Annotated in this window: 25 protein-coding genes, 1 tRNA gene and 4 pseudogenes; 17 read left to right on the plus strand and 13 right to left on the minus strand. The window is 71.2% G+C overall.

Going from position 1 to position 23,125, the window contains the following annotated elements:
- The 3 genes and pseudogenes from ACWD6N_RS06820 to ACWD6N_RS06830 all read left to right on the plus strand — a co-directional run.
- A pseudogene (locus tag ACWD6N_RS06820) lies at positions 1-186 on the plus strand (IS110 family transposase); the annotation flags it as partial.
- A gap of 459 nt (positions 187-645) precedes the next feature.
- Positions 646-1,050: a hypothetical protein gene (locus tag ACWD6N_RS06825; RefSeq protein ID WP_354967233.1), complete on the plus strand. Its 405-nt coding sequence runs from the start codon at positions 646-648 to the stop codon at positions 1,048-1,050.
- A gap of 62 nt (positions 1,051-1,112) precedes the next feature.
- Positions 1,113-1,313, plus strand: coding sequence for a hypothetical protein (locus ACWD6N_RS06830; RefSeq protein WP_354967234.1), 201 nt, complete (start codon positions 1,113-1,115; stop codon positions 1,311-1,313).
- Between the two features lie 5 nt (positions 1,314-1,318).
- Here ACWD6N_RS06830 and ACWD6N_RS06835 read toward each other — a convergent pair whose 3' ends face one another.
- Positions 1,319-1,819: an anthrone oxygenase family protein gene (locus ACWD6N_RS06835; protein WP_354967235.1), complete on the minus strand. Its 501-nt coding sequence runs from the start codon at positions 1,817-1,819 to the stop codon at positions 1,319-1,321.
- A 5-nt stretch (positions 1,820-1,824) separates the two neighbouring features.
- The gene (locus ACWD6N_RS06840) at positions 1,825-2,679 is read right to left on the minus strand and encodes an NAD(P)H-binding protein (protein ID WP_354967236.1); all 855 of its coding nucleotides are present in this window, start codon (positions 2,677-2,679) and stop codon (positions 1,825-1,827) included.
- A gap of 96 nt (positions 2,680-2,775) precedes the next feature.
- Here ACWD6N_RS06840 and ACWD6N_RS06845 point away from each other — a divergent pair, with 96 nt between their 5' ends.
- The gene (locus tag ACWD6N_RS06845) at positions 2,776-3,726 is read left to right on the plus strand and encodes an AraC family transcriptional regulator (RefSeq protein WP_354967237.1); all 951 of its coding nucleotides are present in this window, start codon (positions 2,776-2,778) and stop codon (positions 3,724-3,726) included.
- 142 nt (positions 3,727-3,868) lie between these two features.
- On the opposite strand, the gene ACWD6N_RS06850 is transcribed toward ACWD6N_RS06845, so the two are convergent.
- Positions 3,869-4,348 carry a pectate lyase family protein gene (locus ACWD6N_RS06850; protein WP_354967238.1) on the minus strand — a complete coding sequence of 160 codons (480 nt, stop codon included), beginning with the start codon at positions 4,346-4,348 and terminating at the stop codon, positions 3,869-3,871.
- Between the two features lie 973 nt (positions 4,349-5,321).
- Here ACWD6N_RS06850 and ACWD6N_RS06855 point away from each other — a divergent pair.
- From ACWD6N_RS06855 to ACWD6N_RS06870, 4 genes and pseudogenes are all read left to right on the plus strand, one after another.
- Entirely contained in the window at positions 5,322-6,569 is a 1,248-nt protein-coding gene (locus ACWD6N_RS06855) for a low temperature requirement protein A (protein ID WP_354967239.1), read from the plus strand.
- A pseudogene (locus ACWD6N_RS06860) lies at positions 6,565-6,936 on the plus strand (replication initiator); the annotation flags it as partial. The gene ACWD6N_RS06855 and the pseudogene ACWD6N_RS06860, both read left to right, overlap by 5 nt.
- The gene (locus tag ACWD6N_RS06865; RefSeq protein WP_354967241.1) at positions 6,933-7,130 is read left to right on the plus strand and encodes an excisionase family DNA-binding protein; all 198 of its coding nucleotides are present in this window, start codon (positions 6,933-6,935) and stop codon (positions 7,128-7,130) included. The pseudogene ACWD6N_RS06860 and the gene ACWD6N_RS06865, both read left to right, overlap by 4 nt.
- Positions 7,130-8,349, plus strand: a pseudogene (locus ACWD6N_RS06870) (tyrosine-type recombinase/integrase). The gene ACWD6N_RS06865 and the pseudogene ACWD6N_RS06870 overlap by 1 nt, the downstream one beginning before the upstream one ends.
- 84 nt (positions 8,350-8,433) lie before the next feature.
- Here ACWD6N_RS06870 and ACWD6N_RS06875 read toward each other — a convergent pair.
- Positions 8,434-8,505 (minus strand) — tRNA-Lys (locus ACWD6N_RS06875).
- A 115-nt stretch (positions 8,506-8,620) separates the two neighbouring features.
- Between ACWD6N_RS06875 and ACWD6N_RS06880 the strand changes: the two genes are divergently transcribed.
- Entirely contained in the window at positions 8,621-8,923 is a 303-nt protein-coding gene (locus ACWD6N_RS06880) for a hypothetical protein (protein ID WP_354967242.1), read from the plus strand.
- A gap of 82 nt (positions 8,924-9,005) precedes the next feature.
- Positions 9,006-10,088: an NAD-dependent epimerase/dehydratase family protein gene (locus tag ACWD6N_RS06885; RefSeq protein WP_354967243.1), complete on the plus strand. Its 1,083-nt coding sequence runs from the start codon at positions 9,006-9,008 to the stop codon at positions 10,086-10,088.
- Positions 10,089-10,090: 2 nt separating this feature from the next.
- Here the strand turns inward: ACWD6N_RS06885 and ACWD6N_RS06890 are convergent, their stop codons facing one another.
- The 4 genes from ACWD6N_RS06890 to ACWD6N_RS06905 all read right to left on the minus strand — a co-directional run bounded on the left by ACWD6N_RS06890 (position 10,091) and on the right by ACWD6N_RS06905 (position 14,007).
- Positions 10,091-11,293 (minus strand): hypothetical protein, encoded by a 1,203-nt coding sequence (locus ACWD6N_RS06890; protein ID WP_354967361.1) that lies wholly within the window; start codon positions 11,291-11,293, stop codon positions 10,091-10,093.
- Between the two features lie 83 nt (positions 11,294-11,376).
- Positions 11,377-12,567, minus strand: coding sequence for a GNAT family N-acetyltransferase (locus ACWD6N_RS06895; RefSeq protein ID WP_354967244.1), 1,191 nt, complete (start codon positions 12,565-12,567; stop codon positions 11,377-11,379).
- A gap of 53 nt (positions 12,568-12,620) precedes the next feature.
- Positions 12,621-13,340: a PP2C family protein-serine/threonine phosphatase gene (locus ACWD6N_RS06900; protein WP_354967245.1), complete on the minus strand. Its 720-nt coding sequence runs from the start codon at positions 13,338-13,340 to the stop codon at positions 12,621-12,623.
- 103 nt (positions 13,341-13,443) lie between these two features.
- Entirely contained in the window at positions 13,444-14,007 is a 564-nt protein-coding gene (locus ACWD6N_RS06905) for a helix-turn-helix domain-containing protein (protein ID WP_354967246.1), read from the minus strand.
- 54 nt (positions 14,008-14,061) lie between these two features.
- On the opposite strand from ACWD6N_RS06905, the pseudogene ACWD6N_RS06910 reads away from it, so the two are divergent.
- Positions 14,062-15,132 (plus strand): annotated as a pseudogene (locus ACWD6N_RS06910) (benzoate/H(+) symporter BenE family transporter); the annotation flags it as partial.
- A gap of 95 nt (positions 15,133-15,227) precedes the next feature.
- Here ACWD6N_RS06910 and ACWD6N_RS06915 read toward each other — a convergent pair.
- From ACWD6N_RS06915 to ACWD6N_RS06930, 4 genes are all read right to left on the minus strand, one after another.
- Positions 15,228-15,599 (minus strand): hypothetical protein, encoded by a 372-nt coding sequence (locus tag ACWD6N_RS06915; protein WP_354967247.1) that lies wholly within the window; start codon positions 15,597-15,599, stop codon positions 15,228-15,230.
- An 84-nt stretch (positions 15,600-15,683) separates the two neighbouring features.
- Positions 15,684-15,935 carry a hypothetical protein gene (locus tag ACWD6N_RS06920; RefSeq protein WP_089018164.1) on the minus strand — a complete coding sequence of 84 codons (252 nt, stop codon included), beginning with the start codon at positions 15,933-15,935 and terminating at the stop codon, positions 15,684-15,686.
- Between the two features lie 79 nt (positions 15,936-16,014).
- Complete coding sequence (gene mscL, locus ACWD6N_RS06925; protein ID WP_354967248.1) at positions 16,015-16,476, minus strand: large conductance mechanosensitive channel protein MscL; 462 nt, start codon at positions 16,474-16,476, stop codon at positions 16,015-16,017.
- 39 nt (positions 16,477-16,515) lie between these two features.
- The gene (locus tag ACWD6N_RS06930; RefSeq protein ID WP_354967249.1) at positions 16,516-17,208 is read right to left on the minus strand and encodes a FadR/GntR family transcriptional regulator; all 693 of its coding nucleotides are present in this window, start codon (positions 17,206-17,208) and stop codon (positions 16,516-16,518) included.
- 50 nt (positions 17,209-17,258) lie between these two features.
- On the opposite strand from ACWD6N_RS06930, the gene ACWD6N_RS06935 reads away from it, so the two are divergent.
- Positions 17,259-18,533, plus strand: a complete 1,275-nt coding sequence (locus tag ACWD6N_RS06935) for an MFS transporter (protein ID WP_387328514.1) — start codon at positions 17,259-17,261, stop codon at positions 18,531-18,533.
- A gap of 13 nt (positions 18,534-18,546) precedes the next feature.
- Here ACWD6N_RS06935 and ACWD6N_RS06940 read toward each other — a convergent pair whose 3' ends face one another.
- A complete protein-coding gene (locus ACWD6N_RS06940; protein WP_354967250.1) occupies positions 18,547-18,903 on the minus strand; it encodes an STAS domain-containing protein in 357 nt (118 codons plus the stop codon).
- A 165-nt stretch (positions 18,904-19,068) separates the two neighbouring features.
- On the opposite strand from ACWD6N_RS06940, the gene ACWD6N_RS06945 reads away from it, so the two are divergent.
- From ACWD6N_RS06945 to ACWD6N_RS06965, 5 genes are read left to right on the plus strand one after another with little or no spacing between them, the layout of a single operon-like run.
- Positions 19,069-19,929 (plus strand): STAS domain-containing protein, encoded by an 861-nt coding sequence (locus ACWD6N_RS06945; protein WP_354967251.1) that lies wholly within the window; start codon positions 19,069-19,071, stop codon positions 19,927-19,929.
- Positions 19,929-20,339: an STAS domain-containing protein gene (locus tag ACWD6N_RS06950; protein ID WP_354967252.1), complete on the plus strand. Its 411-nt coding sequence runs from the start codon at positions 19,929-19,931 to the stop codon at positions 20,337-20,339. The genes ACWD6N_RS06945 and ACWD6N_RS06950 overlap by 1 nt, the downstream gene beginning before the upstream one ends.
- Positions 20,336-20,755, plus strand: a complete 420-nt coding sequence (locus tag ACWD6N_RS06955; protein WP_354967253.1) for an ATP-binding protein — start codon at positions 20,336-20,338, stop codon at positions 20,753-20,755. Before ACWD6N_RS06950 ends, ACWD6N_RS06955 begins: the two co-directional genes overlap by 4 nt.
- Positions 20,752-21,765: a SpoIIE family protein phosphatase gene (locus ACWD6N_RS06960; protein WP_354967254.1), complete on the plus strand. Its 1,014-nt coding sequence runs from the start codon at positions 20,752-20,754 to the stop codon at positions 21,763-21,765. Before ACWD6N_RS06955 ends, ACWD6N_RS06960 begins: the two co-directional genes overlap by 4 nt.
- Entirely contained in the window at positions 21,762-23,123 is a 1,362-nt protein-coding gene (locus tag ACWD6N_RS06965; RefSeq protein ID WP_354967255.1) for a sensor histidine kinase, read from the plus strand. The genes ACWD6N_RS06960 and ACWD6N_RS06965 overlap by 4 nt, the downstream gene beginning before the upstream one ends.
- Positions 23,124-23,125 lie beyond the last annotated feature (2 nt).

Below are 23,125 nucleotides of genomic sequence, written 5' to 3' on the forward strand. Positions count from 1 at the left end.
CACGCCAACCCCTGGGCCGCCGACCTCTACCGGCGGGCCCGGGCTCGGGGCCACGACCACCCCCACGCCACGCGAATCCTCGCCCGCGCCTGGCTACACGTGATCTGGCGCTGCTGGCAAGACGGCGTCGCCTACGACCCCACCCGCCACCGAGCTCTGCAGGCCCTTCTCGCCTCTGCCGCTTGACACAGGGCTACTCATGCCTACCGCCCCGGGAGTTCCCCGCCCAGCCTCGGGCGGGCACGCACTGCCTTATGCCCGATCGCGTCCGCGTCCTATTCGGCCTCGGCCCTTGCGCAGCGATGCTGTCGGCAGCATCCCCTCAATTCACCAACTACAGGTAAGAAGGACCCGGCCGGCCTGGTGATCGGGCAGGTCACGCCTTGCAATCAGGGCAGACGTCGTCACCAGTGGTCGTCGTTGGTCGCTGACGATCGGCCTCCGACGGCCTGGTGACGGCCTGGACCTGGTCCTTGTCGACCCCTTGACCCCCAGGCAACCAACACTTCCACGTGAGCTGCGGCTTCGTGGCCCGTGGCCTGCCGCAACGGTCCGCTATCGTCCGCCCTTGTCCGCTGGCGTCCGCACCGGTCGTCACTCAGTTGGTCACCGAAGGGCATGTGACGCGATGACTATGCTGCCGCCGTGAGAGCTGTCTGGTTCATGTGGGCAGGTTCGTTTCTCAGCCTCGCCAACATCGCGGCCGGTTGGAGCTGGGCCTTAGCTGACGCCGATCTTCGTGTTGGAACCTCCGCCCCTCAGGGTATCGACTGGAGCCAGGCGAGCGCGTTGTTGGGCGTACCGGCCGCGGTGACGGTCGTTTTGATGACAGCCACTATCCGTCGTTCACTGGCTTTGCTATGGGTGGGTGCCGTCGCGATGGGATTGCTATTCATCCCGTGCGGTTGGGCGCTTCTCATCGACCACGCAGGGATGGACGGGGCCAGCCTCGCTCCATGGGCTTGGGCCGCCCATCTAATCGCCATTTTTCTCGCCCTGCCCACTGTGGTCATCGCGCCTTGGCTGCACGGCCGCGACACCCGACACTGAGGCCGACCGGTGTGGCCCGCCGGCCCGGTCGATGCCGGCCCGTCTTCCACGACATCGGTGCCGTGGTCCACTTCCTGCGGAAGGTGGTCTGGATCGTGCCCGACTTCACCGTCGAGCGGTACCGCGACCAGCTCGCCGCCCTGCACGAGCGGATCCAGACCGACGGGCCCTTCGTCGCGCACGCCCAGCGGATCCTGGTCGAGGCCGCAGGCCCGGTTGACCGATCCGCTGGGCATGCCCCGATCCGTGCGCCGCCGGGGTGACGTGGTCACCGCTGGCTGCCCCAGAGGTAGACGCCGAATCCGGCAAGCAGCAGGCTTACCACGCTCGCCCCGGCGCGCACGGTGTTCCACCAGGTCCAGCGAGAGGCGTAGTCCGCCCAGATCCGCGCCGCCTCCGCCGGGTCGGTCGGCACACCGGTCGCGTCGAGCGCATCGTTCATCGGCACGTTGAGGGTCACCGTCGGGATGAACGCGCCCACCAGGTACGCGGCCCCGGCCAGGAAGAACAGCAGCGCCGCCGGACGGTGGCCGAGGATCAGCAGCAGTACGCCGGTGATCGTAGCCGCGAGGATGGGACCGAAGAAGGTGACGAAGAAGAGCGGATTCTGGATCTTCTGGTTGATGCTCGTCATGGCCCGGATCGCGGTGCCGGCGTCGGTCGCGTTCAACCCGGGCATCACGGACACGGAGAAGGCGTAGTAGACCCCTGCGATCAGACCGGTCACCGCCAGGGTCACCGCCGCCGACCAGGCTGCCAGCGTACTCATGACGATCAGCCCCGATCCGGCTGTTCGGTCGCCCAGACGCCGGTGGCGGCGGCGTCCCGCGCATAGTCCGCGAAGTCCCGGGGCCGGCGGCCCAGAGCGCGTCGCACACCGTCGGTCAGGTGGGCGTTGCGCCCGTCCAGGACCTTGCCGAACAGGTCTGTCAGGACGGCCACCAGCTCGGCGGGCACCTGGTAACGCGCCATTACCTCGGCGTACTCCTGTGGGGAGACCGACTGGTAGGTGATCGGTCGCCCGACCGCCTTGGCGATCTCGGCGGTCGCCTCGGCGAAGGTGAGCAGCCGGGGCCCGGTCAGTTCGTAGAGCTGACCCACGTGGCCCGCCTCGGTCAGCGCCGCGACCGCGATCTCGGCGATGTCGTCGGCGTCGACGAAGGGCTCCCCGACGTCGCCGGCCGGGAGCACGATCTCGTCGCCGCGCACCGAGTCCACCAGGAAATCCTCGCTAAAGTTCTGGCTGAACCAGCTCGCCCGCAGGATCGTCCACTTCGCGCCGGATCGCTGTACCACCTGCTCGCAGAGCTGAGCCGCCTCCTCGCCCCGGCCGGAGAGCAGGACAATCCGCTCGACGCCGCCGGCCACCGCCTGCTCGACGAACGCGCGGATTGTGGCGGGGGCGTCCGGTGCGGCCAGGTCCGGGTAGTACACCAGGTACACCGACCCGACCCCTTCCAGCACGCCGGCCCAGGTGCTCTGGTCGGTCCAGTCGAACCGTGGCTCGCCGGAGCGGGAACCGACCCGTACCGGACGGCCGAGGGCGGTGAGGCGGTCCACCACGCGACGACCAGTCTTGCCGGTGCCGCCGAGGACCAGGATGGGCTGTTCGTGCACGTTCTCTCTCATGTCACTAGTCAAGCCGGGCGGGGCCTGACCGGGAATGAGTGAGACGCTCGGCTCCATGTCTGGGCGTCTCACCAGGGTTCTTCTAGCTTGGGGCGTGTGGACGCACTGGCGGGGCTGTTGGACGGGCCGAGAGCGCGCGGCGCGTTCCTGCTCCGATCGGTGTTCGACCCGCCGTGGTCGGTACGGATCCAGGATCGCGCACCACTCACCCTGGTGTCCGTGCTCCGTGGTGACGCGTGGGTGGTGCCGGACACCGGCGCCCCCGTCCGGCTTCGCCCCGGCGATGTGGCGGTCATCCGGGGTCCGGAGCCGTACACGATCGCCGACGATCCGGGCACTCCGCCGCAGGCGGTGATTCACCCCGGCGAGCGCAGCACCACTCCGGCCGGGGAAGAGTTATGCGCCGTGATGGACCTGGGCGTACGCACCTGGGGCGAGCGGCTGGACGGCTCGGCCGTGCTGCTCAGCGGCACCTACCAGTTCCACGGGGAGGTGAGCCAGCGCCTGCTGCGGGTGCTGCCGGCGCTGCTGGTGCTGCCGGATGAGGCGTGGAACAGCCCGCTGGTCCCGTTGCTCGCCGACGAGATGGACAAGGACGAGCCGGGCCAGGAGGTGGTCCTCGACCGGTTGCTGGACCTGCTGCTCATCGCCGTACTACGGGCCTGGTTCTCCCGTCCGGAGGCGGCGGCCGCGACCTGGTACCGGGCACACGGCGATCCGGTGGTGGGCCTGGCGCTGCGACTGCTGCACGACCAACCGGCCCACCCCTGGACAGTGGCGACGCTCGCCGCCCGTACCGGGGTGTCCCGGGCCGCGCTGGCCCGCCGGTTCACCGAGCTTGTCGGTGAGTCGCCGATGGCGTACCTCACCGGTTGGCGACTCGCCCTGGCGGCCGATCTGCTGAGAGAGCCGGACGCCACCATCAGCGCGGTGGCCCGCCGGGTCGGCTACGGCAGTCCGTTCGCGCTCAGCGCCGCGTTCAAGCGGGTACGCGGGGTCAGCCCGGCCGAACACCGGATCCACGTGGAGGGGTTGGCGGCGGTCTGAACCCGCTCGCCCTCCGGCGGTCACTGGGTCCGGGGCGACGGTGTCGTCGCCCCGGACCCGGTCGGCCGCGTCGGCGGCGGTCTAGAGACCGATCCTGCCGACGCCCACACCGGCCGTGACCCTCGCCGGGGCGGTGCCGGGATCATCGACCGTGTACGGGTAGTAGGTGCGCGGCTCGACCACGGTGCCGGCAGTCTGCGGAGTGCCGAGTTGACGTACCTGTTGTTGCGCTCGACCAGCCGGCCGGGGCCGCTCTTGTCGTAACCGACGTAGCTCGGGTGGGCCACGTTCTCGAAGTAGTTCCCCTCCACCAGCACGCCGGCGTTCTCGTGGAGGCGATCCCGTAGAGGGCGTTTCGGTAGTAGTTGTTCAGGACGTGCACCAGGTCGGCGAAACGCACCCGGGGGTGTCGTTGGTCGGTGCCGTCGAAGAAGTTGTGGTGGTACGTCACCCGCAGCTTGCCGAGGTCGGCCGGGTAGTTGTCCGAGTGGCCGACCAGGGCCGACTTGCTGTGGTGGTGGAAGTGGTTCCACGACACCATGATGAAGTCCGACTCGCGCTTGATGTCGAGCAGCCTGTCGTAGCCGTCGGACAGGTCGTTGCAGTCGATCCGAGACGGCACCCACCCGGCTCGGCGAGCAGTTCCTGTGAGCTGCTGTTCCTTGCTGCTGTACAAGATCGAAAAAGGCCGTCTCCGACTAGCGGAAACGGCCTTTGACCTGGGGTGGAGCTGAGGGGATTTGAACCCCTTACACCCGGCGTAGCGAGAGAACGTCATCAATCAGACCCATCGACGCTGTGAGCAGGGCGTGACCTGCCGATGTTTGCTAACGCTTGTCGCCGTTGATTGCTCTCAGTTGTAGTGGATCTGTACCTGATGATCTTGTCCGCCATGCCGCCACGCACCCTGCCGGCTCCCTCTCCCAGCCATCCCGGAGTGCCCGAGGCCCCGCCGGAGGCGCACCCGTCGTTGCCTATCGGCGGGCAGTAGTGGCAGGCATGACAAGCAGGGCGTTCGGTGTCCGTGTCGGAACTGTTCGGCGAACAGCGACGGCTGATTGCCCTTGTCGGTGAACACGTAGCCGCCGTCGCCGCGGCAGACATAGGTCGGCGGTGTCGGTCTGCGCGTGCGCGGCGTCGCCAGTAACCACCGCCCCGGTAGGTCCACCACGTCCGGTGGGGCGTCGACCTGGGTGACCTCGGTGGTGGTATCCGGGACGCGGGTCTGGGCGGATGACCACGGCCTGCCCATGCAGCATCGCCGAGAACAGCTTCCCAGCACGGGCCGCCCGCGCAAAAGGGTCGGCGGCCCACCGGGCGGTAACTCCGGCCCGTCGTTGGATCACGTCCCGAGTCAGTCTTTTACTAGTTAAGATACCTCAAAATAGAGGCTACTACCTAGAACGGACGTTTGGCACGGCGCATGCGGCGTCGAGCGCTGGAAAGCATCAATCGGCGGGAAGTGAACACGGCGCCATGCATGCCTCGTCAGGGATGGTGGCCAGCGGTAGAGGGATGGGTTATCCGCATAACCGAGCATGGGATGTGGCACGCGTCAACGTTAGACTGAAATAAATCTATAGGAGTACAGTCCGATGACGACGGCGCGGGCCAAGGTGCTACGCACTGAAGGGACGTCGCAACGTGCGACGTTCCTGGAACTCTTCTTCGACCTGGCGTTTGTGTTCACGCTTACCCGGCTGTCGCGCGAACTGGGAGAGCACCTCAGCTGGATCGGCGCCGTACAAACAATGGTATTGCTGCTAGCGGTATTCTCTATCTGGAGCCTTACCGCGGCTATGTGCGACGTGTTCGATCCTATGAAGCCGTCGATCGAACTGCTGATCTTCGCCACCATGGTGGGCAGCCTGGTGCTTGCCGCCGCCATGGCCGACGCGTTCGGCGAGCGAGGGCTACTCTTCGCCGGCACGTACATCGCAATCCACATCGGCCGCAATCTTTTCTTGATCATCGCCATAGGCGGTCAAGAGGTGCATCGCCGCGACGCCAGTCTGACGCTGATCTGGTACGGGATATCCGCCGTGCCGTGGATTACGGGGGCATTCGCACAAGGCACAGGACGCCTAGCGCTGTGGGCGGCCGCGGTAGTCCTGGAATACACCGCCACCAGGATCGGTTTCCCCGTACCCGGGCTCGGCCGCATGACCACGTCGTTGGTTGTCAACACAAGCGAGCATCTGGCTGAACGCTATCGGCAGTTGTTCACCGTCGCGCTCGGCGAGTTGATCCTGATCGCGGGAGTCGCACACGGCGCCGGCGACTTCGAGGCCCACCGCAACGCGGCGTTCGCGGTGGCATTCCTGATCACGGTGCTGTTGTGGCGGATCTATATCTACCGGGCCGGTGAGTTCATGGACGCAGCTGCCGCAAAGGCCCGCGCGCCGGTCCGGCTGGCCCGAGCGGTATCACAATCACACGTAATCATGGTGGCCGGAGTCGTGGTCACCGCTGTGGGCCAGGACCTCACCATCATCCATCCAACGGGACATACAGAACCGGCCTGGGTCGTCGTCATTCTCGGCGGGCCCGCGCTGTTTCTGCTCGGGCGTGCCGCCTTCGAACGCGCCGTCTTCGCCCGCGTACACGCAGGTCGGCTGATTTCTGCAATGCTTCTACTGGTCGCCATCGCACCGGCAGTGCTCATACTGGCCGCCAAGGCACCGGGGATGCTTCCACTGTCGCCGTTGGCAGTGGCAAGCGCCACCACCGCGGCCCTTCTCGGCACCGCCATCTCAGATACGGTCCGCATGCACCGACACCCGGCCATTGTGGCGCCGACAGGCGGACAATCTATCGCGACAGGCGAAAGCATGCCGCCGTAAGGCCGCCAACGGCGCCGCAACGGCCGGAGACCGTCAAGCCCACCTTGACACCGAATCCAACGCCTACGCCGGCCTGCGGCGCTGGGCACACATGCTCGGCCTTGGCGGTCACTTCGTCACCAAGGCCCGCCGCTACTCCGTCACCTTCGGCCTGCTTCCAGGTACCCGAGCCACCTACCGCCGCACCGGAGACGACGACACCACCAATGCCATCACCGGCGGCACCCTCACCTACATCGGGTCCGGCTGGCTTAGCGACGGTGACGCCCTGCTTGCCAACACCGCCGCCAGACAGCGACGAGAGAGCCGACGCGTCGGCCGGGAAGAAGTCGCCCACGCTGCATGGCTCGTCGGGGCCGCCGCATGAGCCGAGACCTCACCCCGCGCTGGTACTCGCCCGCCGAGGTCGCCGTCCTGCTCGGCTTCGGTCTGTCCAAGGTCAAGATGAAGATCGCCACCGGCGAGCCGCGCTCCATCAAGGACGGCAAGTACCGCCGCATCCTCCCCGAATGGGTCGACGACTACATCCGCGAACGGGTCGAACGCCGGGAGGCTGCCTGATGCCCGCACGCGCTCGTGCCAACGGCGAAGGCTCGATCTTCCCGTACCGGAACGGCTTCGCCGCGTACGTCTGGGTCGAGAAGCCGGACGGCAAGCGGGGCCGGAAGTGGGTCTACGGCAAGACCCGCGAGGAGGTCCACGACAAGTGGATCAAGTTGCACGGGCAGGCCAAGGCCGGCCCTGTGGCGACCCGCTCCCCGACGGTGGGGAGTACGCCGGCTACTGGCTGCGCGAGATCGTCAAGCCGAACCTCGCCCCGGGCAGCTACGTGACCTACGAGGTGGTGGTCCGGCTCTACCTCGTGCCGGGGCTGGGCCGGAAGCGCCTCGACAAGCTCCGGGTCAGCGATGTCCAGACGTGGATCAACGAGGTCGGGCGGACCTGCCAGTGCTGCGCCCAGGGCAAGGACGAGCGGCGCAAGCCTGCCCAACGTCGCTGCTGTGCCCTCGGCCGCTGCTGCCAGGACCTGCCCTCGGCAACCAGCGTCACGCACCTGCGAACCGTGCTCCGGACGCTGCTGTCCCAGGCGATCACCGAAGGGCTGATCACCCGCAACGTCGCCTCCCTGGTGAAGCTGCCCCCGGTACGGAAGCGGAAGCGGAAGGCATGGACGAGCGACGAGGCTCGGCGGTTTCTGGAGTCGGCCCGCGCCGACGACGACCCGCTCTACGCCGCGTACGTCCTGGTCCTGGTGCTCGGTCTGCCCAAGGGCGAGATTTTGGGGCTCACCTGGGCTGATGTCGACCTCGACGCGGGGGAGTTGACCATCGATCGGCAGCTCCAGCGGGTCGGTGCCGAACTGCTGCACCGGGAGACTAAGACGGCCGCCTCGGACGCCACCCTGCCGCTGCCGGACGTCTGCACCGTGGCGCTCGGCCGCCGCTGTGCCGCCCAGAACGCCTCCCGGGACGCCGCCGGCTCGGCCTGGCAGCCGTCGGACCTCATCTTCACCACCCGCTACGGCCGCCCGGTCGAGCCGCGCAACGTGAACCGCTTCTGTGACCGGCGTTGCGACGCGGCCGGGGTCCGACGGATCACCGTCCGGGACGCCCGGCGGACCTGCGCGTCACTCCTGGCCGACCTGGACGTGCACCCCCGGGTGGCGATGCAGATCCTCCGGCACGCGCAGTTCGCCATCACCATGGAGATCTACACGGTGGTCTCCTCGGCGGCCACCCGTGACGCCCTCAAGCGGCTCGGCAGCGCGCTGGACCGGTAAGGCGCTACTGCTGTACTTCGCCGCTGTACCAGCCAAGATCGCGGCTCCAGCGGCCCTCGAAAGGGCCGCTGACCTGCGGAGGAGTGGGCCGCCAGGGACTCGAACCCTGAACCTATGGATTAAAAGTCCACAGCTCTGCCATTGAGCTAGCGGCCCGCGCGCTCAGGTTACCGGACGGTGCCCGCCGACGACTCTCGGCTTCCGGCCGGTCGGTCGATGCCTGCCTGCCGCACGTTGCATGGGTGCGGGCGGGTGGGGAACCAGACCGGGCATGAAACTGAGCGGCACCCCGGCGGTGGCGGCGTCCGGCGAGGAGGTCGGGCCGGACGGCGTACGTGGGCCGGGCGGGGAAGTGCACGCCTGGCTGCCCGGCCAGAACCAGACCGTCTGCGGGTTGGCGCTCAGCCGGACCCGTCTGCGGCGCTTTCCGCACGTGCGCTTCGACTACTCGGGCACCGACGTGCTCACCGAGGCCGACCCGATCGGTTGGATCTGCCCTCGCTGTCTCGCGGCGACGGCCGGGCGGCGGGGAAAGGAGAAGCACGGCTGGGTCCGGGACTCGCCCCGCCCTTGATCCCGAGTCGATCAAACCGCGCCGCGCCGCGCCGCGCCGGGCCGGGCGGTTGGCGGGCGGCTGGGCGGGTACGGGGTCGGACATGCGGATCGTGGTGGTGGGGGCGAGCGGCAACGTCGGTACGGCGCTGCTGCGGCGGCTGCGCCGGGAGCGGGGCGTGGAGCTGGTGGGGGTGGCTCGGCGGCTGCCCGGCCCGGAGGCTGGCGAGCCGTACGACCAGGTGGAGTGGCACTCCTGCGACATCGGCTCTCCCGGGGCGGTCGGGCAGCTCGCTGAGGTGTTCGCCGGCGCGGACGCGGTGGTGCATCTGGCCTGGCAGATCCAGCCCAGTCACGACCAGCGGGTGCTGCGCCGCACCAACGTCGACGGCAGCCGGGCGGTCTTCGACGCGCTGGTCCGGGTGGGCGTGCCGGCGCTGGTGTACGCCTCCTCGGTCGGGACGTACGCTCCCGGCCCGAAGGACCACCCGGTGAGTGAGCGCTGGCCGGCGACCGGGGTGCCCGGCTCGTCGTACAGCGAGAACAAGGCGGAGGTGGAGGCGCTGCTGGACGGGATCGAGCAGGACCACCCGACGCTGCGGGTGGTTCGGCTGCGACCCGGGCTGATCTTCCAGCGGGACGCCGGCGCGGAGATCACCCGCTATTTTCTCGGCCCGCTGGCGCCGGTGCGGCTGCTGCGCTTCGGCCGGATCCCGCTGGTGCCCACCCACCGCCGGCTGCGGATGCAGGCGGTGCACGCCGACGACGTGGCTGACGCGTACGCCAGGGCGGTGCTGGGTGACGCGCGCGGCGCCTTCAACGTCGCCGCGGACCCGGTGCTCACCCCGGAGCTGGTGGCCCGGCACTTCCATGGCTGGACGGTGCCCGTCGCCGCGCCGGTGCTGCGGGTGGCGGCGGCGCTGACCTGGCGGGCGCGGCTGCAACCCGTGGACGCGGGCTGGGTCGAGCTGGGCCTGAACGCGCCGCTGATGTCCAGCGAGCGGGCGGAGACGGAGCTGGACTGGCATCCCAAGATCAGTTCGCTCACCGCGCTCAAGGAACTTTTTGCCGGGATGGCCGGCGGTGACCACACCACCAGCCCGCCGCTGTCCGGCGCGTCGAACCTGCCCGGCCGGCCGGGCGGTCTGCTCCGCGCCCGCGCCGCCGGCCAGGGCAACCCGTACTGAGGTCAGCTCAGTTTCGAGCCGCTCACGGTGGGGTTGCGGGCGCCGAGGAAGAAGATGCCGGGGAAGCCGCGGGTTTCGAACTTGGCGCTCGGATTGCGGCGCAGGGTGGACTTCTCGATCGTCATGGTGCCGGTGCGGTTGTTGCTGACGAAGAAGATCGCGCCGCCGCCCTCGTTGGCCTTGTTGTTCTCGATGATGGTGCCGGCGATCCGCACGGTGAACTCGTTGCCGTCGCAGTAGATCGCGCCGCCGCTGCCGCCGCCGGGCGTGCCGGACTTGGCCGGGTTGGCGCCGCTACCGATCGCCTCGTTGTGGCTGAGCACGCTGTTCAGCACCACCCAGGAGACGCCGATGCTGCTCAGCGCGCCCCCGTTGGAGCAGGAGCCGCCCTGGCCGGCGGAGCCGCCGAAGGTGCTGCCAACCACGTACACCGGCTTGTTCTCGTACTGGCTGAGCACCCGGATGGCCGCGCCGCCCAGGTCGGGGCCGGTCCGGTCGCAGCGGTTGCGGACGAACCGCGAGTTGACCACCTTGAGCCGCCCGCCGCGTACGAAGATCGCCCCACCGCCGCCGCCCTCGACCTTGTCCCCGGTCGAGTTGCCGTCGGCGAAGGTCAGGTTCTGCACGGTCAGCTGCGGATGGTCCTGGTTCTGGCAGTGCGATGTGGTCCAGCCCTGGGCCTCGTCGCAGGTGTTCATGTAGAGGATGCGGCGCTTCCCCTGGCCGCTCAGCGTCACCCTGCCGCCGCCGTCCAGCACCACCTTCGGCCCGTTGGCGTTGCGGACCTTCGCGGTGGCGGCCATCTTGATCGTCACCGGGGCCGGCCCGCAGTTGAACGTGATGATGCCGCCGGCGGCGACGGCCTTCACCACCGCCGCGGAGGTGCAGCTCGCCGGGGTGCCGGAGCCGATGGTCCGGGTCGACTTCGAGGTGTCCACCGCCCGTGCCTCGGCCGGCACGGTGGCGTTGCCGTTCGGGTTGCCGGCCGCGAGCGCCTTGCCGGCCGGCTTCGGGCTCGGGCTGGCCCCCGGGCCACCGAGGCCGTCCCGGGCCGCCGGGGCGACGCCCTGCTCGCCGGTGGCCAGCGCCTCCGGCTCGGCCGACGGGCTGGGCTGCGAGGCGGCCGGAGCCGGGTCGTCGGGCGCGCAGGCGGGCAGGGTCGCGGTGGCGACACCGAGGACGAGCAGGGCGACAAGCGACGTCATGCGCACCCCGTGATGCTAGGAGCCGCGACGGCGCGGGAGCGAATTCGCCATGCGGGTTTAACCCGTGGCTAAGGCTGGGGGGGTCAGAAGTCGGCGAAGAGGTACGGCACTCCGCGCGGGAAGATGCTCCGCAGCTCCGCGGCGGCGTCCGCCGGCACCTCGCCCAACCCCCGCAACGGCAGCTCCGCCGGATCCAGCACCCCGTACGCCAGGGCGGAGAGCCCGGCGGCCGTGAGCGTGGCGGTCGGCGCGCTGCCGGCGGTGTCGGCGACCAGCTCCAGCGCACCGGTCGTGCCGTCCAGCAGGTGGGTGCCGGCCAACCAGCGGTCCCCGGTCAGCTCGATCCGTACCCGGCCGGGCCCGGCGGGCAGCCCTCGCAACGCGTCCAGCGACAGCACCCGGGCCATCGGGGCGGACGAGCTCGGCACGACCGTTCGCGCCTCGACGTGCACGTCCAGGTCGGTCAACCACAGCTCCGGCAACTCGTCCGGCGGGACCTGGACGGTGATCCGCTCGACCTGGTCGACGTGCCGGGCGAAGAACTGCAACAGCAGCGTCCGCGCGAGCGGGTCGGTGACCAGCAGTTCGTTGCCGTGCAGCGTGCCGCCGTGCTCGTCGATCCGGTAGGTCACCGCGCCGGTGACCTCGCCGGCCACCCGGGCGGTGACCAGCCAGTACTCGTCCCGGTCGCGCAGCCCGACGGCCCGGTAGTCCGGGAAGGTCGAGAACCCGTGCCGCTCGTGGAGGCAGCGCTCGGTAAAGGCGCGCCACGCCGGATAGCCGGCGGCGATGCGCTCCCAGCCCACCTCGCCGGGCAGGTCCGCGCGGAGCAGCGACCCCAGGTTCGCCGGGGTGAAGGTGGCCCTGCGCGGCTTGGGCAACCCGACGTAGCCGAACCGGGCGTAGAAGCTGGGCCGGAACGGGTAGAGCGCACTGAGCGCGTGCCCCTCGTCGCGCATCTCGTCGAGGAGTTGGTGCAGCAGCGTCCGGACGTGCCCCTGGCGGCGGGCCAGTGGATGGGTGGCCACCCCGGCGACGCCGGCCATCGGCAGCACCATCCCGCGCAGGTTCTGCCGCATCGGGATGGCCGTGACGGCGGCCAGCGTGTCGCCGTTCTCCTCGGCGATCAGCGTCCGGTTGCCCTCGTGGTAGGGCAGGTAGTCGCGGAACTCCTGAATCCGGGCGGCGCCGAGCGGCGACGACTCGAAGGCGTATGCGGCCAGCGGGAAGCTGGTGGTGAGACGGTCGTCGTCGGTCACCCGGCGGATGGTCATCGACCCATCCCAACCGGCTCCGACATCGGCCGCAACCGGATTGGGTGAATCCGTCAACGGGTGCCGACGTCGGAGACGACGACGGTGACGTTGTCCGGTGCGCCGGCGTGGTGGGCGAGCTTCACCAGTTGCTCGCCGCACTGCTGGCGGTCGGTGTACATGCCCAGCGTCGCGCCGATGGCTTCGTCCTCGACGTAGTCGGAGAGCCCGTCGCTGCACAGCAGCAGCCGGTCGCCGGGGACCACGGTCAGCACGCCGATCGCCGGTGGGGTGTCGGCGCCCTGCACGGCCCGGGTCACCAGGGACCGCTGAGGGTGGTGCCGGGCCTGCTCGGGGGAGAGCGAGCCCTGGTCGACCAGCGACTGGACGAAGGTGTCGTCCCGGGTGAGCTGGGTCAGCTCCCCGTCGCGCAGCAGGTAGCAGCGGGAGTCGCCGACCTGGGCCAGCACCAGCGTCTCGCCGGCCAGCAGCGCCGCGGTGAGCGTGGTGCCCATCCCCTCGCGGGTCGGGTCGACCGTGATGGCGGCGTGGATGCGCTGGTTGGCGGTGCTGACGACGGCGCGCAGGGCGTCGGCGGCCCCGTCGGAGTCGGTGGGTGGGGCCAGCTCGTCCAGGATCCGGATCACGATCTCGCTCGCCACCTCGCCCGCGGGCAGCCCGCCCATGCCGTCGGCGACTGCGATCAGGCGGTCACCGGCGAGGGCGGAGTCCTCGTTGTTGGTCCGGATCAGGCCGATGTCGTTGAGGATGACCGAGCGGAGGATCAGCGTCATGGGGTCAAGCTTGCCAAGAACACCCCGTCTTCGTCTCTACGCACTACTGCGAAGGGTCGAGAAATGCTGCCGATGTGCACGTTCGGGCCCACCGGGCCGTGGCTCAGCGGCGTGGATAGCGCAGCAGCAGGCTGGCCGCGACCTCCTCGTCACCCACCGCCGTGTAGCTGTGCGGCACGTCGGAGACCCAGCGGATGTGACCGCCGGCCGGTGCGGTCAGCGGCGCGTCGGCCGGGCCGGCGCGCAACACTCCGGCGAAGACGGTGATGTGCTCGGTGACCCCCGGCTGGTGGGCGGGGGAGAGCTGCCCCGGCCCGGGCGCGACCCGCATCCGGTACAGCTCGTAGGTCGCGTCGGCGTCGGTGAACACCTCCAGCAGGGTGGCGCTGACCGCGGTGCCGTGCACGGTGGTGGGCGCGGCGGCCGGCTCGGCCAGCACTGCGGTCAGCGGTACGCCGAGCTGCGCGGTGACCGCCCAGAGCGTCTCCAGGGTCGGGTTGCGGGTGCCGTGCTCCAGGCCGGAGAGGGTGGCCTTCCCGACGCCGGCGAGTCGGGCGAGTGTGGACAGCGAGATCCCCCGCTCCTCGCGCAGGGCGCGGACCCGGCGGCCGACGACGGCGGGATCCACGTCGAGGCCCGGACGGCGGGCTGGTGGTCGGTGCGGCACCCGGCTATCGTGCTACACGCTGTCGTTCCGTAAACGGAACAGTGGGAGGTTGGGATGGCCGGACGGGTGCAACCGCTGCTGGCCGGGGTGGTGACCGCCCTGGTCGGCTTCGCCAGCTCGTTCACCGTCGTGCTGGCCGGCCTCCGGGCAGCCGGCGCGTCGGACGCGCAGGCGGCCTCCGGCCTGCTCGCCCTCTGCGTGGCGTCCGGGCTGGCCGCCGCCTGGCTCGGCTGGCGGTACCGGATGCCGATGAGCGTCGCCTGGTCGACGCCGGGCGCGGCACTGCTGGTGGCGACCGGGTCACCGCCGGGCGGGTGGCCGGTCGCGGTGGGCGCCTTCCTCGTCTCCGGCCTGCTGATCGTGGCGGCCGGACTGTTCCCGCCACTCGGTCGGGCGGTGGCGGCCATCCCGAAGCCGGTGGCCGGCGCGATGCTCGCCGGGGTGCTGCTGCCGCTGTGCACCGCGCCGGTCCGCGCGCTGGTCGAGCTGCCCACGGTGGCCGGCCCGGTGGTGGTCGGCTGGCTGCTGCTGCACCGGTACGCCCGCCGCTGGGCGGTACCCGGCGCGCTGCTGGTGGCGGTGGCGGCGATCGCGCTGACCGCGCCGCCGGCGGGCCTGACCGGTGCCGCACTGACCCCGTCGGTCGCCCTGACCGCGCCGGCCTGGAACGCGTCCGCGCTGGTCGGGCTCGCCCTCCCGCTGTTCCTGGTCACCATGGCGGCGCAGAACGTGCCCGGCATGGCGGTGCTGGTCGGCTACGGCTACCGCCCACCGTTCGGCGCCGCGCTGCGGGCCACCGGTCTGGCCAGCCTGCTGGCCGTCCCGGCCGGCGGGCACGCGGTGAACCTCGCGGCCATCACCGCCGCGTTGGCCGCCGGCCCCGACGCGCACCCGGACCCGGAGCGCCGGTGGGTCGCCTCGGTAACCGCCGGCGTCGGCCTGGCCGTGCTCGGGCTGGGTGCCGGCGTCGCCACCGCGCTGGTCGCGGTCGCCCCGCCGATCCTCATCGAGGCGGTCGCCGGGCTGGCGCTGCTGGGCGCGCTGGCCACCGCGCTCGCCTCGGCGGTGACCGACCCGGCGACCCGGGAGGCCGCCGTGGTCACCTTCGTGGTGACCGCCTCCGGGGTGACGCTGCTCGGTGTGGGCGGCGCGTTCTGGGGTCTGGTCGCCGGCTGCCTGATGCTGCTGCTCTTCCGCCGCGCAGGGGATCAGGCGGGGACTCACTCCTCGGCGGGCAGGTCGGCCACGCCGACCGCGAGGCGCACCCGGCCGTCCGAGACGGCGGCGATCCGGTCGGCCGGGACGTACACCGCGCCGGCGTCCACCAACTCGGTGGAGACCTTCAGGTAGCCGCTGTGCAGCAGCCGTGCCGCCAGATCGGCCGGCACGTCGGGCTCCTCGACCGCGGTGGCCTCGATCAGCTCGTCCAGGCTGCTGCCCGGGTCGGTGGCCGGTGTCTGGACGGTCACCGCGTACGGGTCGCCCCGCTGGACGAGATCCACCGTGCCGACCTCGGCGCCGGCGGGGTCGATCACCGGCATCCCGGTGGTGATCCGCGAGATGGTCGCCTGCTGCTCGTCCTGCTGATCCATCCCATCGCGGTTCCCGGGGCGGTACGCCGCTAAACGCCGTCGCCGCCCCGCCCGACGCTCAGTCAGCCGGCCGCTCCCGCCCGTTCAGCTGTTGGGGAGGGTCCAGCCGCCCGGCGGGCGCGGGGACAGCTCGCGCCAGGTGTCCGGGCCGTCGAGCAGCGCCCGGACCGTCTCCTCGGCCTCGTCCGCACTGCCGTACTCGTAGAACCGGGAGATGCCCTCGGCGCCGCCGGCCCGCTGCTCGACGTGCCACCGGTCGGCGTCCACCCGGAGGAAGACGTCCCGCCGGGCCAGCCGCCCCCATTTCCCGTTCCACCAGTGCTTCCGCTGCTCCATGGGCGGACTCTATCGAACACACGTACGAGAAGGTGCGGCCCCTGCGGGAATCCCACAGGGGCCGATGTGCATCCGTCGGTCAGCGCGGCGCCGGCGGCTCCGTGCGGCGGCCCAGCACGTCGTCGAGCGCACCGCGCTGCTGGCCAGGGGTGGCGTGACCGGCGGAGAGCAGCGCGTCCCGGATCTCGGTGAGCAGCTTGATCTCCTCGCTCGGCGCCGCCGGTGGCGGCTCCTCGCCCCGCTGCCGCCGCTCGGCGAGCTTGTTCATCGGGAACACCACGAAGAAGTAGAGCACCGCCGCGGTGAGCAGGAAGGTAATCAGGGCGTTGATGAACCCCGCCCAGTCCATGAAGTTGCCCTTGCTGATCTCCCACTGGCCAGCGAACTGGTCTTCCCCGCCGCCGACCAGCTTGATGATCGGCTTGAGGAACGAGTTCGTGAGAGCGGTGACCACGCCCGTGAACGCGGCGCCGATGACGACACCGACCGCCAGGTCGATGACGTTGCCGCGCATGATGAAGTCTTTGAAGCCCTTGAGCATCCGTACTCCCGAGGTGTCCGGTTTTCCGTCCGGCACAACCTATGCCCCTCCGGCGGGCTCCAGAAAAGCGCCGGCTTCGATCGCTGCCCGCCCCGGGTCGCCGGCCCGGATCGCCTCGACCAGCCGGGTGTGGTCGACGTAGCGCTCGGGGGTGAGCGCGTCCCCCATCGCCTGGGCGACCGTGCTGCGCAGGGCGGTGCCGACCGAGGCGTACAGCTCGGCGAGCATGGCGTTGTGCGCGGCGGCGACCACCGCGGTGTGCAGCGCCGCGTCCGCCTCGACGAACACGTCCACCCGGCCGCCGCGCCAGGCCGCCTCGCGCTCGGCGAGCGCGCCGTCGAGCGCCGCCATGTCCTCCGGGGTACGCCGCAGCGCGGCGAGCCGGGCGGCCTCCACCTCGAAGGCGCGCCGTACCTCGATCACCTCGGTCATCCGGTCGTCGCCGAGCCGGCGGGCCACGACCGGCGCCAGCTCGTCGGTGGACACCACGTACGTGCCGGAGCCCTGCCGGCACTCCAGCACCCCGGCGTGCACCAGGGCGCGGACCGCCTCGCGGACCGTGTTGCGCCCGACGCCCAGCGCGGCGACCAGCTGTGGCTCGGTGGGGATGCGCCCGCCGACCGGCCACTCGCCGCCCAGGATCCGGGCCCGGAGCTGCTCAGTGGTCTGCCGGACCCGATGGCCGCGGGGCGGCACGGGCGGCGCGGAGGAGGAATCGACCGACGGTGGCACTGGTTACATCACCGGTCCCGAATTCATCCCATGATTGTAGGTTAGAGGTCATGACCCCGCCACCGACCGCCGCTCCGGCGCCGCCCGCCCCCGTCGATCCCGCCCTGGCGAGCGACCCCGGCGCGGGCCGCCGGACCCACCCGGCGACCGGCGGCGCGCTCGTGCTGGTCGGGATGCTGCTGGTCGCGCTCAACCTGCGCGCCGCGGTGACCAGCCTCGGCGCCCTACTCGACGAGGTCCGCGACGGGCTGGGGCTCTCCGGAACCACCGCCGGCCTGGTCACCACCCTGCCGACCATCGCGTTCGCCGGCCTCGGCGCGCTCACCCCGTGGCTGGTCCGCCGGGTGGCGCCGGCCCGGATCCTGGTGGTCGCCATGCTCGCCCTCGTCGCCGGTCAGGTGCTCCGGGTCACCACCGACTCGACCTGGGTCTTCCTGCTCACCAGCGCGTTGGCGCTGGCCGGCATCGCGGTCGCGAACATCCTGCTGCCGATGCTGGTCAAGCAGCACTTCCCGCACCGCACCGGCCTGGTCACCGGGGCGTACACGATGGCACTGACCGCGGGCACGACGGTGGCCGCCGCCTCCGCGGTGCCGATCGCGCACGCCTTCGGGTCCTGGCGGGCCGGGCTCGGCATCTGGGCCGCGATGGCCGCGGTGGCCGTACTCCCGTGGGTGCCGCTGGCGCTGCGGACCCGGGCGTCCGCGCGGCGGGCGACCCCGACGGCGGCCGTCGCCCCGGCGGCGCGGGTCCGGCCGGCGCGGACGCGCCTGGGCTGGGCGATGGCCCTCTACTTCGGCGCCCAGTCGCTCAGCGGGTACGCGATCATGGGCTGGCTCGCCCAGCTGTTCCGGGACGCCGGCTACCAGCCCGAGTCGGCGGGGCTGCTGCTCGCCGGGGTGACCGCGCTCGGCGTGCCGATCGCGCTGCTGATGCCCACCGTGGCCGGCCGCCTGGCGACGCTGCGCCCGCTGGTGCTCGGGCTGACCACCGCGTCGGCGCTGGCCTACCTCGGGCTGGCGCTGGCCCCGCACGGCGCTGCCGTGCTCTGGGTGATCCTGCTGGCGATCGGCCAGGGCGCCTTCCCGATGATCCTGACCACCATCGGCCTGCGCGCACGGACCGCCGAGGGGACCGTCGCGCTGTCCGCGTTCGCGCAGAGCACCGGGTACGTGATCGCCGCCCTCGGCCCGCTGCTGGTCGGCATCCTCTACGAGGTCACCGGCGCCTGGACCGCGCCGATCGGGTTCCTGCTGGTCGCGCTCGCCGTGCAGACGGCGGCGGGCATGGCGATCGCCCGTCCCCGCTACGTCGAGGACGAGTGAGGAGCGGCAGCGGTCAGGAGGAGGCCGGCGTCGGGTCGCCGGCGACGGCCTGATCCACCGTCGGGTAGGTCTGCAGCACCTCGACCAGACCGCTCACCTCGAGGATGCGCAGCACCCCCCGCTGCGGGGCGGCCAGCCGCACCACGCCGCCGGCCTCGTCGCAGCTGTTCTTGGCGCGGACGAAGACCGACAGACCGGTCGAGTCGCAGAACGAGACCTCCGCCAGATCGAACACCAGCCGGTTGCGGCCCTTGTCGAGCAGGTCGGTGATCTGGTCCTGCAACTGGGGTGCGGTCGCCATGTCCAACTCGCCCGCGACCGACACGACGACCACGTCGCCGCGCTGTTCCGTGTGCACCGTCAAGGACATTCGCCAGACCTCCTGTTATCGGGGGAACGGTATCCCACGATGGGGGTCACACGCAGAACGGGAGCCGGGATCCGGTGACCATCGTCATTCCATTGCTGCGGGGCAAGTAGTGCAGCAGCCCCCGGTGATAGAGCCCGCCCGGTCCAGGTCGAGGGGGGTTTCGCAATGGCGTTGAGCGCCGAGGAAAGTGGTCGGCTCGCCGCGCTGCTCGGCGGACACGCCGAGCGGGTCACGCAGCGGTGGACCGAGATCGTCGCCCGTTCGCTGCGCGGCCGGTTGAGTCAGGCTGAGCTGCGCCGGCAGGTCCAGGATCTGCACAGCGCCCTCGTCGCCGCCGGCGAGCACGGCGCGATCGACCTGTCCGCCGACAACGCCGCCGAGCTGCGCGCCGCGCTCTCCGACCTGTCCCGTGGCCGGGCCCGGCAGGGCTTCTCCGCCACCGAGACCGCGATCAGCGTCTTCGCGCTCAAGGAGGTGCTGGTCGGGCTCGTGGAGGAGGCCGGCGGCGACAACGCGCTGCGCGACTACGTCGCCTTCTCCGGTCTGGTCGACGAGCTGGGGCTGTTCACCTTCGAGAGCTTCGTCCGCACCCGGGAGAGCCTGATCGCCGACCAGGCCGAGCAGCTGCTCGAGCTCTCCACGCCGGTGGTCAAGCTCTGGGAGGGCGTGGTCGCCGTCCCGCTGGTCGGCACCCTGGACTCGGCCCGGGCCCAGGTGGTCATGGAGCGGCTGCTGCAGACCCTGGTCGACACCGGCTCCCCGTACGCGATCATCGACATCACCGGCGTCCCGGCGGTTGACACCCAGGTCGCCCAGCACATCCTGAAGACCGTGGTGGCCGCTCGTCTGATGGGCGCCGACTGCATCATCTCCGGCATCCGTCCGCAGATCGCGCAGACCATCGTCGCGCTCGGGATCGAGTTCGGTGACATCGCCACCAAGGCGAGCCTCGCCGACGCGCTGCGCCACGTGCTGCGACTCAACGGGGTGGAGACCGCCCGCCGCCAGCCGCGCCGGGACGCCTGATGGAGCGCGTGCCGATCCTCAAGATCGGTGACATCCTGCTCGTCTCCATCCAGCTCGACATGTCCGACCAGACCGCGGTCCAGCTCCAGGAGGACCTCGCCGAGCGGATCGTCGCCACCGGCTGCCACGGCGTGATCATCGACATCACCGCGCTGGACATCGTCGACTCCTTCGTCGGGCGGATGCTCTCCACCATCGCGTCGATCTCCAAGGTGCTCGACGCGGAGACGGTGGTGGTCGGGATGCGCCCCGCGGTCGCCATCACCCTGGTCGAACTCGGGCTGTCGCTGAACGGCATCCGTACCGCGCTGAACGTCGAGCGCGGCATGGAGCTGGTCGCGGCGGCCCGCGCCGATGAGCTCGACTACCAGCTCGACGACGATCCGGACGCCGAGACGGCCACGCCGTGACCGCGGGCCTCGACCTGGGTCACCCGCAGGCGCAGGCGATCCGGAGTGACGAGGACGTGGTGCGCGTCCGGCAGCTGGTCCGCGCCGTGGCGGTGGCCGTCAAGCTCTCCCTGGTCGACCAGACCAAGGTGGTCACCGCGGCGAGCGAGCTGGCCCGCAACACCCTGGTGTACGGCGGCGGCGGCACGGTGGAGGTGACGACCGTGGACAACGGACGGCGCCGCGGGGTCCGGATCGTCTTCGTCGACTCCGGGCCCGGCATCCCCGACCTCGACCTGGCCTTCACCGACGGCTACACCACGGGCGGCGGGCTCGGTCTCGGTCTCAGCGGCGCCCGGCGACTCGTCGACGAGTTCCAGATCGAGACGTCGGCGGAGACCGGCACCCGCATCTCGGTCACCAAGTGGTCGCGGTGAACGGGGACCCGGTCACCGACAGCGGCGTCTGGTTCCGGGTGGAGGCCGGCAGCACGGCCAGCTCCGTCCGGCGTGCCGCCGAGCGCCTCGGCGAGCAGGTGGAGCTGGGCCAGCCGCGCATCGCCGACCTGGCCATCGTCGCCGCGGAGCTGACCAGCAACCTGGTCAAGCACGCCGAGGACGGTGTCCTGCTGCTCCGGCCGGTACGCCGCGCCGGGCAGGCCGGCGTGGAGCTGGTGGCCATCGACTCCGGGCCCGGCATGGCCGACCTGAGCGTCTCCTCCCAGGACGGGCACTCCACCGCCGGCACGCTCGGCATCGGACTCGGGGCCATCGTCCGGCAGGCGAGCTGGTTCGACGGATACTCGCTGCCCGGCCGGGGCACCGTCCTCGCCGTGCAGGTCTGGCCCGCCGAGCCGGCCCAGCCGTCCTGGGCTGGTGCCCTCACCCGTCCGCTGACCGGCGAGACGGTCTGCGGTGACGGGTACGCCGTCCGGGTCGCCGACGGCCGGCACCAGGTGCTGGTCAGCGACGGCCTGGGGCACGGCCCGCTGGCCGCCGCCGCCACCGAGGCGGCGCTGGCCGCGTTCCGCGACGCGCCGGCCGGCCCGCCGGCAACGGTCGTCAGCCATCTGCACCGGTCCATGTCGTACACCCGCGGTGCGGCGCTGGCGGTCGCCGAGCTGGCGCCGGAGGCCGGGTTGCTGCACTACGCCGGGCTGGGCAACATCACCGGCGTGGTGGTCGAGGGCGACGGTCAGCGCCGGGGGCTGGTGTCGCTGCCCGGCATCGCCGGGCACCAGCGGCCGACGATCCGGGGGTACGACTACCCGTTCGGCCCGGGCGCCCGGCTGGTGATGCACAGCGACGGAGTGGTCGACCGCTGGCGGTTGACCGACTACCCGGGCCTGGCCGAGCGGTCCCCGCTGGTGATGGCGGCGACCCTGCTGCGCGACGCCGGCGTACGGCGCGACGACGCCTGCGTGCTGGTCGCGAGGTCCTGGGCATGACCGGGGAGCCGACCGCGCAGCCGCTGCTGCAGATGGCGCTGCGGGTCGAGCAGGACATCTTCGTGATCCGCCAGCGGGGCCGTGAGGTGGCCGCGGTGGTCGGCCTGGAACACCAGGACCAGATCCGGATCGCCACCGCGCTCAGCGAGGTGGCCCGGGACCTGCTCCACGCGGTCGGGGGAGCGGACGTCTCCTTCCACGTCGACGCGGGTGTCGACGGCCGGTTCCACCTCCGCGCCGACCTGGCTCCGGCGGCCCCACTGCCGGACGGCCGGTACGAGCCGCAGTCCGGCGCGGTGTCCCGGCTGGTCGACACGCTGAGCGTGTCGAGCGTCCAGGGGGCTACGGTCGTGAGGATGTCCCGACGAGTCCCGGCCAACGCGCCGACGCCAACCCCGGAGCGGCTCGCCGAGTTCCGCGCTGAACTCGGCCGTACCGCGCCGGCCAGCGCGCTGGACGAGCTGACCGTGCAGAACGGGCAGCTCATCGCGGCGCTCGACGAGGTACGCAGCCAACGCGACGAACTGGCAGTGCTGAACGAGGAGCTGGCCGAGACCAACCGGGGCGTGCTGGCGCTCTACAACCAGCTGACCGAGGAGCTGGAGGAGACCAACCGGGGCGTGGTCGCCCTCTACGCCGAGCTGGACGAGAAGTCGGCCCAGCTGCGCGCGGCGAGCGAGTCCAAGAGCCGGTTCCTGGCCAATGTGAGCCACGAGCTGCGCGCTCCGGTCACCGCGATCATCGGGTTGGGGCGGCTGCTCACCGACTCCTTCTCCGACCCGCTCACCGCCGAGCAGGCTCGCCAGGTCGACCTGATCCGCTCCTCGGCGGCGGACCTGCTCACGCTGGTCAACGAGCTGCTCGACCTGGCCAAGGCGGAGTCCGGCCGGATCGAGCCGGACTGGGCCGAGGTGGACCTGCGCCCGGTCTTCGGCCAGCTGCGGGGCACGCTGCGCGCGCTGGCCACCCGGCCGGAGGTGGAGCTGGTGGTCGAGGAGCCGCCCGCCCCGGCCGTGCTGCGTACCGACGAGGTGCTGCTCGGCCAGGTGCTGCGCAACCTGCTGCACAACGGGTTGAAGTTCACCGAGCACGGTGAGGTGCGACTGCGGGCCGAGCAGCGGGACGACCGGTGGAACTTCACGGTCAGCGACACCGGCCCGGGCATCGCCCCCGAGCTGCACGATCGGATCTTCGAGGAGTTCTACCAGGTGCCGGGTGCGACCCGGGTCGGCGGCACCGGCCTCGGCCTGCCGTACGCCCGGCGGCTGGTGACACTGCTCGGCGGGACGCTGGAGTTAACCAGCGAGCCGGGCCGGGGCAGCACGTTCACAGTTTCCCTGCCCGTGGGCGGAGTGTGACG

This window comes from Micromonospora sp. NPDC005163 (assembly GCF_053599835.1).